The 12,152-nt window shown below is 72.3% G+C and carries 13 protein-coding genes; 5 read left to right on the forward strand and 8 right to left on the reverse strand.

From position 1 onward, the window contains the following. Window positions 1-144: 144 nt before the first annotated feature. Both ADK67_RS51895 and ADK67_RS51900 read left to right on the forward strand, forming a co-directional pair. Complete coding sequence (locus ADK67_RS51895; RefSeq protein ID WP_157621583.1) at window positions 145-300, forward strand: hypothetical protein; 156 nt, start codon at window positions 145-147, stop codon at window positions 298-300. After that, entirely contained in the window at window positions 297-449 is a 153-nt protein-coding gene (locus tag ADK67_RS51900) for a hypothetical protein (RefSeq protein WP_157621584.1), read from the forward strand. The genes ADK67_RS51895 and ADK67_RS51900 overlap by 4 nt, the downstream gene beginning before the upstream one ends. 41 nt (window positions 450-490) lie before the next feature. On the opposite strand, the gene ADK67_RS44135 is transcribed toward ADK67_RS51900, so the two are convergent. From ADK67_RS44135 to ADK67_RS44155, 5 genes are all read right to left on the reverse strand, one after another. Next, window positions 491-1,393, reverse strand: a complete 903-nt coding sequence (locus ADK67_RS44135) for an AfsR/SARP family transcriptional regulator (protein WP_063797931.1) — start codon at window positions 1,391-1,393, stop codon at window positions 491-493. 124 nt (window positions 1,394-1,517) lie between these two features. Continuing rightward, window positions 1,518-3,737: a hypothetical protein gene (locus ADK67_RS44140; protein ID WP_053722589.1), complete on the reverse strand. Its 2,220-nt coding sequence runs from the start codon at window positions 3,735-3,737 to the stop codon at window positions 1,518-1,520. Further along, the gene (locus ADK67_RS44145; protein ID WP_053722590.1) at window positions 3,734-4,420 is read right to left on the reverse strand and encodes an ABC transporter ATP-binding protein; all 687 of its coding nucleotides are present in this window, start codon (window positions 4,418-4,420) and stop codon (window positions 3,734-3,736) included. The genes ADK67_RS44140 and ADK67_RS44145 overlap by 4 nt, the downstream gene beginning before the upstream one ends. Window positions 4,421-4,499: 79 nt before the next feature. Then, window positions 4,500-4,862, reverse strand: a complete 363-nt coding sequence (locus tag ADK67_RS44150; RefSeq protein WP_053722591.1) for a hypothetical protein — start codon at window positions 4,860-4,862, stop codon at window positions 4,500-4,502. 155 nt (window positions 4,863-5,017) lie between these two features. After that, the gene (locus ADK67_RS44155) at window positions 5,018-5,428 is read right to left on the reverse strand and encodes a RidA family protein (protein WP_053722599.1); all 411 of its coding nucleotides are present in this window, start codon (window positions 5,426-5,428) and stop codon (window positions 5,018-5,020) included. A gap of 81 nt (window positions 5,429-5,509) precedes the next feature. Here ADK67_RS44155 and ADK67_RS44160 point away from each other — a divergent pair, with 81 nt between their 5' ends. Then, on the forward strand, window positions 5,510-5,881 hold the full coding sequence (locus ADK67_RS44160; RefSeq protein WP_053722592.1) for a winged helix-turn-helix transcriptional regulator: 372 nt from the start codon (window positions 5,510-5,512) through the stop codon (window positions 5,879-5,881). Window position 5,882: 1 nt separating this feature from the next. Here ADK67_RS44160 and ADK67_RS44165 read toward each other — a convergent pair whose 3' ends face one another. The 3 genes from ADK67_RS44165 to ADK67_RS44175 are packed head-to-tail and all read right to left on the reverse strand — an operon-like array spanning window position 5,883 to window position 8,904. Then, window positions 5,883-6,521 (reverse strand): response regulator, encoded by a 639-nt coding sequence (locus ADK67_RS44165; RefSeq protein ID WP_053722593.1) that lies wholly within the window; start codon window positions 6,519-6,521, stop codon window positions 5,883-5,885. Continuing rightward, complete coding sequence (locus tag ADK67_RS44170; RefSeq protein ID WP_053722594.1) at window positions 6,518-7,723, reverse strand: sensor histidine kinase; 1,206 nt, start codon at window positions 7,721-7,723, stop codon at window positions 6,518-6,520. The genes ADK67_RS44165 and ADK67_RS44170 overlap by 4 nt, the downstream gene beginning before the upstream one ends. After that, entirely contained in the window at window positions 7,720-8,904 is a 1,185-nt protein-coding gene (locus ADK67_RS44175; protein ID WP_053722595.1) for a DUF418 domain-containing protein, read from the reverse strand. The genes ADK67_RS44170 and ADK67_RS44175 overlap by 4 nt, the downstream gene beginning before the upstream one ends. 197 nt (window positions 8,905-9,101) lie before the next feature. On the opposite strand from ADK67_RS44175, the gene ADK67_RS44180 reads away from it, so the two are divergent. Together ADK67_RS44180 and ADK67_RS44185 are read left to right on the forward strand one after the other, a co-directional pair. After that, a complete protein-coding gene (locus ADK67_RS44180; protein ID WP_053722596.1) occupies window positions 9,102-11,117 on the forward strand; it encodes a cellulose binding domain-containing protein in 2,016 nt (671 codons plus the stop codon). Between the two features lie 297 nt (window positions 11,118-11,414). Further along, window positions 11,415-12,152, forward strand: a 738-nt coding sequence (locus ADK67_RS44185) for an RICIN domain-containing protein (protein WP_231648665.1), incomplete at its 3' end; no start/stop codon positions are given.

Below are 12,152 nucleotides of genomic sequence, written 5' to 3' on the forward strand. Positions count from 1 at the left end.
CACGGCCGATCACGTCTACGTGGCTGGGGTGATGGCTACTCGGGCCGTACGCCTCGGGCCGGACGGTGACGTCCTCTGGAGCGCTCAGGACACCTTCCCGGACGTCCTCACGGCGCTTGAACTCCTCCCAGCCCCGGTGACGCCATGACCGAGGCTCACGCACCCCGCGATCCGGACGTCATCACCGACGCTCAGGATCTGGCCGAGGCACTGGTCAAGGCGTTCGTAGACGGTGACGACCAGACGCGTCAACACATCGTGGACACCTTGGGTGAGCGGTCCCGCAAGCGGTCGTCGTGATCCCCGCAGCGTGGTGGGTGACGGCGCTGCTGTGGCTGTGGGAGTTGATCAACTGCCGAGGGTTCGTTCAGTTCACCTGCGGGGCGATCATGATCTACAGCGTTGCCTACGCCGGGTGGCGGTGCTGGTTAGAGGACGACGTCGACTGACCTGCGCGTATCGGCCTGACCAGGGGCTTTGTATCAGTGTGTTAGATTCGGGGCCCCGTCTTGCCCGCGCCCGCGGTGCCGGTCACCGCCGAGACCACCACCGGCGGTTCGGCGGACAGCAACCCGTCCAGCTCGGCCAGCTCCGCCTCCCGGCCGACGAACCCGCGCACGTCCAGCGGCAACTGGGCGGGCACGTCCCGGCCCACCGCGACCTCGGGCCGCGGCGCGGGCAGGTCGTCGGCGAGGATGCGGCGGTGCAGCTCGCGCAGCTCCGGCCCCGGTTCGAGGCCGAGTTCGGACACCAGCGCGTGCCGCGCCCGGCGGTACGCCTCCAGCGCCTCCGACCGGCGTCCGGCCCGGTGCAGCGTGGTCATCAGCAGCCCGTGCAGCCGTTCCCGCCACGGGTGTTCGCGCACCAGGTCGGCGAGTTCGCCGATGACCGCCTCGTGCAGGCCGCAGGCGAGTTCCGCCTCGTACAGCGACTCGACGGCGGCGAGGCGGTGTTCGGCGAGGCGGCGTGCCCAGTCGGCGAGCACCGGCACCTCGACGTCCGCGAACGGCGCGCCGCGCCACGACGTCAGCGCGGCGCGCAGCGATTCGATCGCGCGCTGCGGCTCGCACCCCGAGGCCGCCACGCCCGCTTTGACCAGCGTTTCGAACCGCTCCGCGTCGACCTCGTCCGGCCGCGTCCGCAGCTGGTAGCCGGTGGGGCAGAACGACAGCCGGTCCGGCGTGTCCAGCACGCCGCGCAGCCGGTGCACGTGCAGTTGCAGCTTCTGCGCCGCACGCGGGTCCGGCCGGTCGCCCCACAGCGCGTCGGTCAGCACGTCCACCGGCACCGGCTGGTTGGCCCGCTCCAGCAGCACGCCGAGCAGGGTCCGCTGCAGCCGACCGGACAGCACCTCCACCCGGTCGCCGCGTCGGACCTCCACCGGTCCCAACACCCGAAACTCCATGAGCCCCCGCCCCCAGCCCCGCCACGTGCTCGCCGCATCGTGACATCGCGGCTCGACCGCGCCTGTCAGGCGTTCACCGGACAGGAGGTCACGCGGCGGCTCGGGGAACAGCTCAGTCGTCGCCCCGCCCCGGCCGCCAGCGGTCGGCCGAGCCGATGGCCGCCGCCGCCGACCACGACCACACCACGAGCCCGGCGACGAGCGCCGCCGCGCAGCAGACCGCGACGAACGTCGGCGTGACGAGGTCCAGCTCGGTCCTGGCCAGGGGACTCACCACGAAGTCGCCGACCACGAGCCCGCCCGCGACCGCCGCCGTCAACGGCAGCAGCGACACGAGAGCCGAAGCGCGCCAGTAGATCCGGCGGTTCCCGGTGAGGACGCTCACGGGCGCGATCGCCCGGCCGAAGCGGAGGAACTCGCCGGCGAGCCCCAGCCCGGTGGCGAGGATGAGCACGGCGAGCCCGTACCCGCCGATCACCGCGATCCAGTTCGACTGCTCCAACGGCGGCGCCGCGCCGACGTGCCAGGATTCGCCCGGCACGCTGGTCGCCACGCCGAACGGGAAGGCGACGCCGGCGTTGTTCAGCACGCCCGGCGCGATGTCGCCACCGTCGGGGGTGAAGGCCAGCAACGAGATGCGGCCGTCCGCCAGGCCCGACGACGGGGTGCCCGGTGACGCGGTCAGCGTCGGCGCCCGCCCGCTGCCCGCCGACAGCAGCCAGGCGGCGAACGCGGCCTCGGCGGGGTCGACGCGCACCGCCCGCTGCTCCGCGGCGCACGGCAACGTCAGCGATGCGAGCACGGCGCAGTCGCCCGTCACGTGGATCTGCGTGGTGCGGTTGGTCCTGGTGACCGTGTAGGCGACCACTTCGACGCCATCCGGAATGGCTGCCACGAAGGCGTCCACAGCCTCAACAGTGGCCGGACCGCGCGGGTGCACGTCCACGAACGAGTGGCCGTGCTCCTCGACGAACCCGTCGGACTTCTCGGCGGTGGCGGCGAAGTTGCCCTGCATGGTGAGGGCAAACAACAGGAAGAAGATGCAGGCGCACACCCCGAGCACCTGCCGGGCGATCGCGTCGGGGCGGTGGGCCATCCGACGTCCGGAGGTGAGCAGCGCCGGCCGGCCGCGCTCGTGGCCCACCCGGGCCAACGCACGCCCCAGCGCGCCGACTCCGACGCCGATCGCGGTCGGCATGGTCAGCACGGCGCCGACCAGCCCCGCGTACGCGACGAGCACGTGCGTGAGCTCGAAGGGGGAGAACAGCGACGGCCCCCAAGCGGCGAGGAGGACGAAGCACGGGAACAGCGCGACCCGCGTGCCACGCGTGCGTCCGGCGAGCTCCCGCAACGGCCGGTTGACGCCGAACCCGCTGATCGCGCTGCGCAGGACCGCCGCGGACAGCACGAACGCGGCGGCGGCGAGCGTGCCGAGCGCGAACGCCCACCACAGGCCGCGAACGTCCGCGCCGGGCACGACGTAGTCCACGAGCGGCAGGCGCCGGTCGGCGGCGGCGAACCAGGCGATCACGCCGACCGCGCCGAGCGCGCCCAGGGAGACCGGCGCCCACGCCTCGCCGAGCGCGATCAACAGGCGGTGCGGCAGCCGACCGCCCAGGGCCGTGATCAGGGCGTCCCGCCGATCCCGGGAGTGCGCGGCGACGCCGGACGCCACCAGGGCCAGCAGCAGGGACGGGACCAGGCCCAGCAGCACGAGCAGCACGACCAGGGCGTCCGCGGAGAAGTCCTGGTCCGCCGCCAGCCAGTGGAGGTTCTCGGCCGGCACCACGCGACCGGAGCCGCCGAAGGCCGACACCGCGGTGCCCACCTCCGGGGTGATGTCCTGCGCGGGGCGGACGTAGGCGAGCAGTTCGGTCGCGTCGGCCAGGCCGGCTTCGCCGATCGTGCCGACGAGCCGGCCGTAGCGTCCCGAGATCCCCTGGTCGGCGCCGTCCCGGAGCAGTTCGGGCGAGACCACGGCGGCGCCCCGCTCGGGCCACTCGGCGAGCCCGGGAGGGAGGGGAGCGTCGTCGCCGGCCGGCGAGAGGTAGACGACCGCGTACTGCCTGCCCCCTTGCAGGTGGTCGATCACCAACTTGACCCGCACCGTCGATCCCGGAGGCGTCGACGGTCCGGCGGGCACGAGGTGGCCTGCCACCATGCGGCTCGCCCGGGAGGACTCGATCGCGGGCGCCGCGATCACCGCGGCCGTGGCCAAGGCCAGCGAGAGGCTCGCCAGCGCGAGCGCGACGAACCGGATGCCGCCGGACTCGGACCTGGTCGAGGCCGCCCGGCCGATGCCGAGCAGCCGGGACCGCAGCAGTCGGCTCACCGCCTGCCCCCGGCAGCCGCCCGCGGCACGAGGTCGCGGCTCCGGACGGTGAGCACGTGGTCGGCGCGTTGCGCCACCGTCTCGTCGTGGGTGACGACGAGGAGGCCGCACCCGTGCCGCTCCGGCAGTGCGAACAGCATGTCGGCGACCAGGTCGCGGTTGCGCTCGTCGAGCGATCCGGTCGGCTCGTCGGCCAGCAGCAACCGCGGCCGGTTGATCAGCGCCCGTGCCACGGCGGTGCGCTGGCGCTCGCCGCCGGAGAGCGTGGCGACGGACCTGGACCGGGGCACGCCGAGTTCGCGGAGCAGTTCGGTCACCTCCGCGTCGAGGTCGGGTCCGGACCGGCCGGCGAGCAGGGCGGCGAGCGCCACGTTCTCCTCGGGGCTCAGCTCCGGGAGCAGTTCGGCGAACTGGAAGACCATGCCCACCGACTCGGCCCGCAGCCGCGCGAGGTCTTTCTTGCGCAGTGCGGTGATGTCCCTGCCGTCGACCTCGATGGTCCCGGACTGGGGCTTGACCAGGCCGAGCGCGAGGGACAGCAGGCTGCTCTTGCCCGAGCCGCTCGGTCCCAGGACCGCGGTGGACCGGCCCAGCGGGAGCGTCAGGCTCAGGTCCTCGAAGAGTTGCCGGTCGCCGACGCGGTAGCTGAGCCCGTCGACCCGGAGCGCGTGGTGCGTGTTCATGTCGATCCCTTGCCTGGAACGGGGACGGCCCCACCTCCGGGTGAGGCACGGAGGCGGGGCCGCGGTCGCCGGGGTCGGCTCACCACACCCATTCGTTCCAGGGGCCGCAGCTGTCCACGTGGTTGGGCCAGTCGGTGCACGCCTTGATTTCGAGGACGGTGTTGCCGGTGTCACCCGAGACGGTGGTGTTGCAGCCGTCCCTGTTGTTCTTCCGCTGGATGTCCGGGTCGCCACTCTCCTTGAGCTTGGCGTAGGCGGCGTGGCCGTCGCACTTGGTGTCCTCGACTGTCCACGACCCGTCCTTATAACCCCACGCCTCCGAGCCCGTGGTGTCGGAGCCGACTTTGGTGGTGTAGACCGCGTGGGCCGGGGCCGAGGCGCCGAGCGCGGCGAAGATGGCCACCGCCGCGATGGCGGAGCGCAGCAGGAACTTCTGCTTCATGGTGGTGGATCGACCTCTCGTGGAGCGGGTGCAGCGGCTGGAGCCTCTTGGCTCCGAAGCGAGGCGGGGTCCCCCCTGGAAACATCCCCGGCCTCGGGTCGAAGTGTCGGCCGCACGCTTTCCCCGCACTTTCACCGCCGTGAAAGCGGCTGCGCTCAGTCGAGCACCGCGAACGCCTCGACCTCGACGAGCACGTCCGGCTCGAACAGGTAGTCGACGCCGATGAGCGACACGGGCGGGAGCGGCTGCGGAATCCCCAGCTCGTCGGTGGCCTGCGCGATGCCGGCCATGAAGTCGTCCATCTTCTCCGGGCTCCAGCGCGTGGCGAAGAACCTGAGCCGCACGACGTCGGTGAAGTCCGCGCCGGCGCCGGCCAGGCCGCGCGCGGTGTTGCGCAGGGCTTGGACGACCTGGCCGGTGAGGTCGCCGGTGGCGACCGGCTTCCCCTCGGCGTCACGCGCGATCTGACCGGCGACGTGCACGTGGCGGCTGCCCGTGGCGATCGAGACGTGGTGGTAGGGGACGGGCTGGAACATGCCCTCGGGGGACAGCAACTGCACGGTCACGGTGAAGCCCTTCACACTGGTAGCAGGTGGTATCCAATGTCTACCTGGTACACAAAGGGAACTTCAACGAGACTAGGTGTCATGCAGGAAACCGCGCCGTCGACGTCCGACAGCCCCCAGATCACCGCGCCCCACCGCGAACTGCTCGACCAGGTGCTCGACAAGTGGTCGTTGCAGGTGCTCGATCGGCTCTGCGAGCGGCCCTCGCGCTTCAACGAGCTGCGCCGGGCGATCCCGGTGACGCAGAAGTCGCTCACGGCGACGCTGCGCCGCCTGGAGCGCAACGGGATGGTCGAGCGCGTCATCGTGAGCTCGCGGCCGATCGCCGTCGAGTACCGGATCACGCCGCTCGGGACGACGCTGCAAGACCTGATCGACGCGCTCCTGCGCTGGACCACGGTCAATATGGCCGACGTCGAGCGGGCACGCGCGCGGTTCGACGCCGAGGTGTGACTCACCCGTCCAGGACGCCCCGCCGGTACGCGGCGGCCACGGCCGAGGCGCGGTCGGTGACCTCCAGCTTGGCGTAGATGTGCAGCAGGTGCGTCTTCACCGTGGCCTCGCTGATGTAGAGGCGGGACGCGGCCTCGCGGTTGGTCTTCCCCTCGGCCACGAGCGCGAGCACCTCGCGTTCACGCGCGCTCAGCCGGGCCTCGGTCAGCGGGCGCGAGGGGCGGATCCGGGTGAGCAGGAGGGCGGCGACGGACGGCGCCAGCACGGTCTCGCCGCGCGCGGCGGCCCGGACGGCGCGGAACAGCTCCTCGCGCGGCGCGTCCTTGAGCAGGTAGCCGATGGCGCCCGCCTCGATGGCCGGCAGCACGTCGGAGTCGGTGTCGTGGGTGGTGAGCACCAGGACCCGGGTGGTCGGCACGCGTTCCAGCAGCAGCCGGATGAGGACGCCGCCGCTGGGGTCGGGCATCCGCAGGTCGGTCAGCACGACGTCCGGCCGGGCCGCGGCCACCACGGTCAGCGCCTCGGTCCCGGAGGCCGCCTCGCCGACGACGTCCAGGTCCGGCTGCGTGCCGAGCATCCCGCGCAACCCGTCCCGCACCACCGGGTGGTCGTCGACGACCACCAGCCGCAGCGGCGTCACCGGTCCACCCCGATGGCCGGGACGGTGACGCTGACCGCCGAGCCGCCGCCCGGCGCGGACTCGATGTCGACGTCGCCCGCCAACGCGCGCACCCGTTCCCGCAACGCGGTGAGCCCGAAGCCGCCGCCCTGCCCGGGCGTGAACCCGCTCCCGTCGTCGCACACGTCCAACACGACCACGTCCTCCATGTAGGAGAGTGTGACGTCCACGCGTGCCGCCGAGGCGTGTCGGCCCACGTTGGACAGGGTTTCCTGGGCGGCGCGCAGGACGGTCACCTCGACCTCCGAGTGCAGCGGCTGGGGCGTCCCGGTCACGGTGAACGTGGCCGGCACGCCGTACTGCTCCCGCCACGTCGTCACGGCCTGACGCACCGCGTCGCCCAGGCGCGCGTCCTCGAGCGGTCCGGGGCGCAGCGCCTCGATCGAGCGCCGGACCTCCACCAGGCTGGTGCGCGCCAGGCCGCCCGCGATCTCCAGCCGCGAGCGCACCGGGCCGGGCGGGACGGCGTGCTCGTCGATCGCCTCCAGCTGCGTGACGATCCCGGTCAGCCCCTGGGCGACGGTGTCGTGGATCTCCCGGGCCAGCCGCGCGCGTTCACCGGCGATCCCGGCGGTCCTGGCCTGCTCGACCAGGAGACCGTGCAGCCGGGCGTTCTCGGCGGCCACGGCGACCAGTTCGGCGTTGGTCTCCCGGCGGCGGATCGCCTCCCGTTCCATCGCCCTGATCATGGCGCCGACCAGCACGGCCAGCGCGGTGCTCAGGGTGAGGTTGACCAGCACCCGGGACGGGTCCGTGCCGGGGACCATGAGCCACGGGACGTTCGCCGCGACCACGCCGACGTACGCGGGCCAGCCCGGCAGCGCGAGGAACGCGAGCACGTAGCACATGGGGACGAACAGCTGGAAGGACTCGTCGCGCAGCACCAACGCGGAGGTGAACGCGAGCAGGCCGACGAAGTACCCGACCATCGGCCACACCCAGCGGTCCCACCACTGCGGGTGCAGCACCACGAACCAGGTGTGCCACACCGCGAGAGCGACGGCGATGCCCAGGGTGGCGGCCTGGTCCGACCAGCCCCGCGCGGTGTCGGTGGCCACCGACACCGCGCAGGCCAGGAGCAGCAGGCCCAACGGCGCCAGCGCCCACGCCTGGTTCCACCGGTGTTCCCGCAGCAGGCCCAGCTGTTCCTCCACCGACGTCACACCGCCATCTTCTCCGTTGGCCGGCGATAAGTCAGGCGGCGCAACAGCGCCTCCGCGGGACCGCGCCTGCCCGTGCGGCGGAGCAGGTCGGCCAGCAGCACGGACACCAGCCACGTGCCGAGCGCGACCGCGGCGATCCCGGCGGTGCCGAGCGTCGCGCCCAGCCCCAGGGTGTACGGCATCAGCAGCGCCACGAACACCACCGACTGGAACAGGTAGCAGCTGAGCGAGTACTGGCCGGTCGCGGCGAGCGCCCGCACGACCGGTCCCCGCCGTTCGCCGACGCGGAGCGCGACCAACCCGATGAGCGCCGCGTACCCGAGACCGCCGGCGACCCCGGTCACCGCGTGCAACGCCGAGACGCCCCACAGCGCGAGCCCCGACGTCGGCTCCCACACGCCGCCCACCGCCAAGCCGATCGGCAACCCGCCCACCACGGCCGCCGTCAGCCCGATCACGGCGGTGCGGAGCAGCAGGGTCCGGTGCGCGGCCGGTTCGGTGAGCACCCGACGCCTGCCCGCCCACGTGCCGATCAGGATCGCGCTGCCGACGCCGGTGATGCCGAACGGCGTCAGCAGCCACTCCGCCGGCCGCAGGGCGAGCGCCGCGAGCGGGTCCGCCGTCTCGAAGGAGAGGAAGTAGGAACGCGCGCCGCCGCTCGGCGGGAGCAGCGCGGAGGCGCCCTGCGCCAGCGCCACGACGAGCAGCCACAGGCCGGCGGCGGTGAGCAGCTTGCGGTCCGCCGTCCGCTGCCAGGTCACCAGCAGGAAGCCCAGGATCCCGTACGTCGCCAGGATGTCACCGGGGAACAGCAGCACCACGTGCACCGCGCCGAACACGACCAGCCACCGGCTCCGCCGCCGCAGGAGCCGCTTGGTCTCCAGGTCGTCCACGCCGGCGGCCCGCTGCCGCTGGTACACGTGCACGACGCCGTAGGCGAAGAGCGCGGCGAACATCGGGTAGGCGCGCCCGTCGACCAGGGTCACGTCCAGCACGCTGATCACCCGGTCGAGCAAGCCGTCCTCGACGATGTGCTGCCGGACGCCGTACGGGCGGCCGTAGAGGTAGACCACCGAGTTCGCCAGCGCGATGAGGGCGAGCATCACCCCGCGGGCCAGGTCCGGCGCGAGCGACCGTTCCCCGGCGGCGACCGGCCCCACCGCGATCCTTGGTTGCGTCATGGCTTCAGCGTCGTGCGCACGGGCAGTCGTCGAATCGTCGGTTCGACGGACCGCGCGCGTCCACCCGGGATGGTCCGGGGTCCACCGATCGGTCGATGCGGCGAAGCGCTTCGATCCTGGTCATTGACAAAGATCCGGACCGCGCCGCACAGTTTGGGAGCGCTCCCAGTTCATCAACGTCGATGAGGAAACCTCTGATGAGACCGCGTCTTGTCGTGCTCCCGGCACTCGCCGCGCTCGTGGCCGCCCAGGTCGTGCTGACCGCCGGCTCCCCGGCCCAGGCCGACTCCACCGCCACCGTCACGGTCAACACCAGGGCCGGGTTGGAGGTGGTGGACGAGGCCGCCACCGGCGTCAACCACGCCATCTGGGACACCAACCTCGGCAGTGACGCCGTCGCCGACCTGCTCAAGGACGCCGGCGTGAAGGCGATGCGCTACCCCGGCGGCTCGTACTCGGACATCTACCACTGGGCCGACCACACGGCGCCCGGCGGGTACGTGGCGCCGAACACCGACTTCGACACGTTCATGGGCGGTGTGCGGCGGGCCGGCGGGCAGGCGATCGTCACCGCGAACTACGGCACCGGCACGGCCGAGGAAGCGGCGGCCTGGGTCCGCTACGCCAACGTCGAGAAGAACTACGGCGTGAAGTACTGGGAGATCGGCAACGAGAACTACGGCAACGGCCACTACGGCTCGGGCTGGGAGGCGGACCACCACCCCAGCAAGAGCCCGACCTACTACGCCACCCTGGTCCGCGACTACGCCACCGCGATGAAGGCGGTCGACCCGACCATCAAGATCGGCGCGGTGCTGACCACGCCGGGCGAGTGGCCCGACGGCATCGCCGCCGCGGGCGACAGCGGGTCGTGGAACGAGATCGTGCTGGAGATCGCCGGTCCCGTGGTCGACTTCGGCATCATCCACTGGTACCCGGGCGGCGACACCGCGGCGCAGGTGCTGGCCAAGACCGACCGCGTGAAGGACCAGATCGCCCTGGTGCGCGAGCAGTCGCGCCGGTTGGCGGGCAAGGACCTCGGCATCGCGCTGACCGAGGTGAACACCTCCTACGGCCGCAACACCCAGCCGGGCGCGCTGTTCGCCGCCGACGCCTACGCGACGATGATCGGCCAGGGCGTGTTCAACGTGGACTGGTGGAACGTCCACAACGGCATCGGCCAGGTCCGGGAGATCGCGGGCCACCCCGACTACGACGACTACGGCCTGCTCTCCAGTGGCACCTGCAACGCCGACGGCACGGTGTGCGAGCCCGCGCTGAACACGCCGTTCGCGCCGTACCACGCCATCTCGATGGTGTCCCGCTTCGCCCGGCCGGGCGACCAGCTCGTCACGGCCGCCTCCACCGACCCGCTGGTGCGCGGCCACGCGGCCCGGCGGCCCGACGGCGGCCTCGCGGTGATGCTGATCAACCAGGACCCGGACGCCGCCAAGACCGTCGACCTGCGGTTCGCGGGCTACTCGGCCGCCGCCGACGCGACCGTGCTGACCTTCGCCAACGGCGACACCGGCATCACGACCACGACCGGTTCGTCGTCCACGGCGACGCTGCCGCCGTACTCGATCACCACGCTCGTGCTCCGGCCGCACGGTTCGGTGACCGGCCCGGCCGCGCCCGCCCGCCCGGCGCTGGACGCGGTCACCGACCGCACCGCCGCGCTGTCCTGGCCGACGCCGCCCGCCGGCGTGAAGTACGAGGTGCACCGGGTGGACGGCGCGAACACCGAGCAGTGGGGCGAGACGACCGGCGCCACGTTCACCGCGGCGAACCTCACGCCCGGCACGGAGTACACGGTCAACCTGGTGGCGCGCGACAACGCGGGCCGGGTGTCGTGGTCTTCGCCGCCGCTGACCTTCACCACGGGCACGCCGGCCACGTCGACGTGCGCGGTGACCTACCGGGAGAGCGCGAACTGGGGCAACGGTTTCGTCGCCGACCTGGAGATCGCCAACACGGGCACGACGCCCGTCGCCGGGTGGACGCTCACCTACACCTGGCCGACCACCTGGCAGCAGGTCTCCAGCGGCTGGAACGCCACCTGGTCCCAGACCGGCCACCAGGTGTCCGTGGCCGGCACCGCGACGCTGGCGCCGGGCTCGTCGACCACCGCCGGTTTCGTCGGCAGCTACCAGGGCCCGAACGTGCACCCGGTGAAGTACTTCCTGAACGGAAAGCTCTGCACCACCCGTTGACGAACGCGCCCGCTGCCCCCGGTCGACCGCAGTCGGCCGGGGGCAGCGGCGTGTCCGGGGTCCGATTGTTCACATTCATGACCGGTGCGGGTCGGATTTGTTCACGAGTGTGACCAGCGCGTTCTTTCCGGTGGAAAGGCGAATGCGCGGCGTTGACCGGATGTGCCGCAGCTCCTAGCATCCGAAGAGGAATAGCTTTCCCTGCCCGGCGGTCATATTTGTGAATCGGCGCGGAGTTCGCCGGTTCCGGTCGTGCGCGAAAAGCCCCGTCGGAAGTCGTCTGGAAGTGGAGTCGGCATGAGCACATCGGAGCAGCCCGCAATGACGCGGGCTGTACGGCCGCGGGTCGTCCGCAGTGGGTTGGTCGCGGTGGCGGCCGTCGCCGCGTTGGCGGCGACGCTCGCGGCCTGGCCCCTCGCCTCGCCCGCGCAGGCGGCGGTCGGCGCGGGCACCTACACCGTGAAGAACGTCGCCGGCGGGCACTGCTTGGACGCCGCCGGGTCGACCAGCGGCACGCAGCTGCGGCAGCAGGCGTGCGGTGACCTCGCGGCGCAGCGGTGGTCGTTGACGGCGGTCAGCGGCGGGTTCCGGATCACGTCGGCCGCGACCGGCCTGTGCGTCGGCGTGCAGGACGCGTCGACCAGCGCGGGCAAGGCGATCCAGCAGCAGACGTGCACGGGCGGCTCCAGCCAGGTCTGGTCGGTGACCGCGAGCGGCAGCAACTACCGCGTGGTCAACGCCAACGGCGGCAAGTGCATGAACGTCAAGGACAGCTCCACCGCGGTCGGCGCGCTGGTGCAGCAGAACTCCTGCGACAGCGTCGTCTCCAAGCAGTGGACGTTCACCCCGGCCACCGGTGACACGACGACGACCACCACCAGCACGACGACGAGCACCACCACGACCACGACGACCACCACGACGACGACCACGAACCCGCCGGCGTCGGCGTTGTACGTGTCGCCGAACGGCACCGACGGCGCGGCGGGCACGCAGGCCGACCCGACGACGTTGACCTCGGCGATCAGCCGGATC

Source organism: Saccharothrix sp. NRRL B-16348 (assembly GCF_001280085.1).
GTDB lineage: Bacteria > Actinomycetota > Actinomycetes > Mycobacteriales > Pseudonocardiaceae > Actinosynnema.

Coding starts and splice junctions, on each gene's coding strand:
- ADK67_RS44175 (WP_053722595.1), bottom strand. CDS start 8,904: ATGACGCAACCAAGGATCGCGGTGGGGCCGGTCGCCGCCGGGGAACGG.
- ADK67_RS44180 (WP_053722596.1), top strand. CDS start 9,102: ATGAGACCGCGTCTTGTCGTGCTCCCGGCACTCGCCGCGCTCGTGGCC.
- ADK67_RS44145 (WP_053722590.1), bottom strand. CDS start 4,420: ATGAACACGCACCACGCGCTCCGGGTCGACGGGCTCAGCTACCGCGTC.
- ADK67_RS51895 (WP_157621583.1), top strand. CDS start 145: ATGACCGAGGCTCACGCACCCCGCGATCCGGACGTCATCACCGACGCT.
- ADK67_RS44160 (WP_053722592.1), top strand. CDS start 5,510: ATGCAGGAAACCGCGCCGTCGACGTCCGACAGCCCCCAGATCACCGCG.
- ADK67_RS44150 (WP_053722591.1), bottom strand. CDS start 4,862: ATGAAGCAGAAGTTCCTGCTGCGCTCCGCCATCGCGGCGGTGGCCATC.